The following is a 2,118-nucleotide window of genomic DNA, read 5'->3' as shown; positions in this document are numbered from 1 at the left end:
TGTGCATCTTTTAGCGAAAAGGTGCAGGAAAACAAAAAACACCGCCTTAAAACGGTGCCTTATCTTAACGCAAAATTGACGCAAACCCTGCTAATGCAAAGAGGTTCCTTCTTGTCCTTCGCACCAATTGTGAGGTGTAGCTTGTATTCAGATATATCGTTCGGTGGTATCGAAATAACCTCCAATAGCCTCATTTTTGTAATGTCACATCCTATCTATTTAGCCCACCAAAACCCTGGGAAAAAATCTGTAATGGATAACCTTAAAAATTTATGAATGCGCATATAGAGGCATTTCATTTTATTTTGGAAGAAGAATGTTATATTTTTTACAATTTTACGAATTCAGGCTTCCCATAATCTTCCTCTAAGCCATTTATCTATGAAGTCTTTTTTTGATGAAATAATCTTCTTATTACAACCAAAAATAACGCAATAAACAAAATGCCTCCGAACAAAAAGCCTACCCATAATAGGTTTCCATCGTTCCTCTTTAAAGAAGCTTGATGTGTATCCCATTCTTTCTGTTCTGCTTTGATGTCAAAGTCTGTTTTATCACCTAGACCATCTGCTGTTGCAGTAATCATCTCCCCTGCGTTGACTATAGCTTTTTTGCCGTCAGCTTTGGCGGTAAACTCTACTGTTCCTTCAATTACTTTCACTGACGAAGTTGTACCCGTTTCCTCGCAAATGAATATTGTGCCTTTTTGACCCAATACTCCTTGATTCATGGTCACTTCCATAGTGCCATCTTTAAGCAATTTCTTAACATTAACTAACAGGTTTCCCAGTACTAAGTCAATTTTGCTTTCTTTCTCGCCCGGTGGAGCAAGTACAATTTCCGTATCGGCCTTCATTACAAAGGTGCTAAGATCCCTAAAGGAAAGAATTGCACCGCTCCTCGGCCCTGTTCTTATATGGTCTTCAATATACAACACCATGTCCATACGAGCAAAGTCCCAAGCGTCTTCGTCAAATCCGGGACGCACTTCAACCTGACCTGAAAGACCGGCGAACCTAACACCAGAATCAATACGTTCTATGTTTTCAGTGCTCCACATATAAAAAGGGTCTCCCGGTATTTCCAACAACTTGTCACTAAAGTAAAAAAGTGCTAGATTTTGCCCGCTAGGCGGATCAAAAATAACATACTTCCCATCAAGTATACGCCCCGTTAAAGGGGACCCACCGGATACGTAGGGTGCTTGTTCAACAAAGGTTCCGGCTGGCCCTCCGCTAAATTTAAGCTTAACTTCGACTGGTTTAAAAGTGGGGGCTTTTGTGGCATCTTCAAGGGGGAAAGCAGTCATGCCCCCTACTTTTATTGGTTTGCCGACAATTTTGCCATAATCGGATATCTGGTACTTTAAGATAAGTAGGGCATCCTCATAGTCCTTTTGCCACCATAACCTTCCTGTTGTTCCTCCCAATTTCCCAACATTCCAGAATGTAAGCTCATAATCAATACCCGACACTCGAATACCCGTCCATTGCCCTTCCTTCATAACGTCGAAGTAGCCGGGACTACTATCCGGAAGCCTGTCAACGCTAAAGTCCTCGACATCCACACTGCCTGTCATATGTACCTGAACGGTTGAGACACCAAAAGGTATTTCGGCATAAACAATTCCTATAGAGCAAAATAAAAAAGCGGATGTGATAAATATAATAAACCCACATCCTTTGATTTTTGACATTCTATATCCCTCCTTTGGGGGTGCGAACATTTTTTCTGGACTTTAGGTTACTAATCCCAAACTTTTTATGTATTCTAGTGGGTTCATTCCGCCCAACGACGCTTTTATACACTTTTGCGCATACCATCTTATGTAAACGAACACAAGGGGATATTTCTTTTGTGCTGTCTGATATTTATACTGTCTCCTTTTTCGCACTATTAATTTAATTCCTCTATTCTTTCCACCGCAATCCCGGTAATATCTGCTATAGTTTCTATATCCAGCCATTTTTGCAAAGCATTCAGTGCTGCTTCCTCTTTGCCTTTTTCTATACCTTTTTTTATACCTTTTTCTATACCTTTTTCTATACCTTGCTCTATACCTTTAGCTATACCTTGCTCTATACCTTTCCTTATCCCTTCCTCCATACCCTCTCTTCT

Annotated in this window: 2 protein-coding genes and 1 pseudogene; 1 reads left to right on the top strand and 2 read right to left on the bottom strand. The window is 40.5% G+C overall.

Annotated features, from left to right (window positions below; all coding sequences use genetic code 11):
* The coding region (locus BUB92_RS11765; protein ID WP_207646683.1) for a hypothetical protein at nucleotides 1-276 on the top strand (276 nt) is incomplete at its 5' end.
* A 103-nt stretch (nucleotides 277-379) separates the two neighbouring features.
* Here BUB92_RS11765 and BUB92_RS11035 read toward each other — a convergent pair.
* Both BUB92_RS11035 and BUB92_RS11030 read right to left on the bottom strand, forming a co-directional pair.
* Entirely contained in the window at nucleotides 380-1,696 is a 1,317-nt protein-coding gene (locus BUB92_RS11035) for a FecR domain-containing protein (RefSeq protein ID WP_073093612.1), read from the bottom strand.
* A 200-nt stretch (nucleotides 1,697-1,896) separates the two neighbouring features.
* A pseudogene (locus BUB92_RS11030) lies at nucleotides 1,897-2,118 on the bottom strand (Rpn family recombination-promoting nuclease/putative transposase); the annotation flags it as partial.

It is taken from the genome of Thermosyntropha lipolytica DSM 11003 (assembly GCF_900129805.1).
Lineage (GTDB): Bacteria > Bacillota > Syntrophomonadia > Syntrophomonadales > Syntrophomonadaceae > Thermosyntropha > Thermosyntropha lipolytica.
This window is presented reverse-complemented; position numbering and strand designations above follow the sequence as displayed.

Excerpts from the sequence above, each read along its gene's own strand:
- BUB92_RS11035 (WP_073093612.1), bottom strand. The coding sequence starts at position 1,696 with ATGTCAAAAATCAAAGGATGTGGGTTTATTATATTTATCACATCCGCT.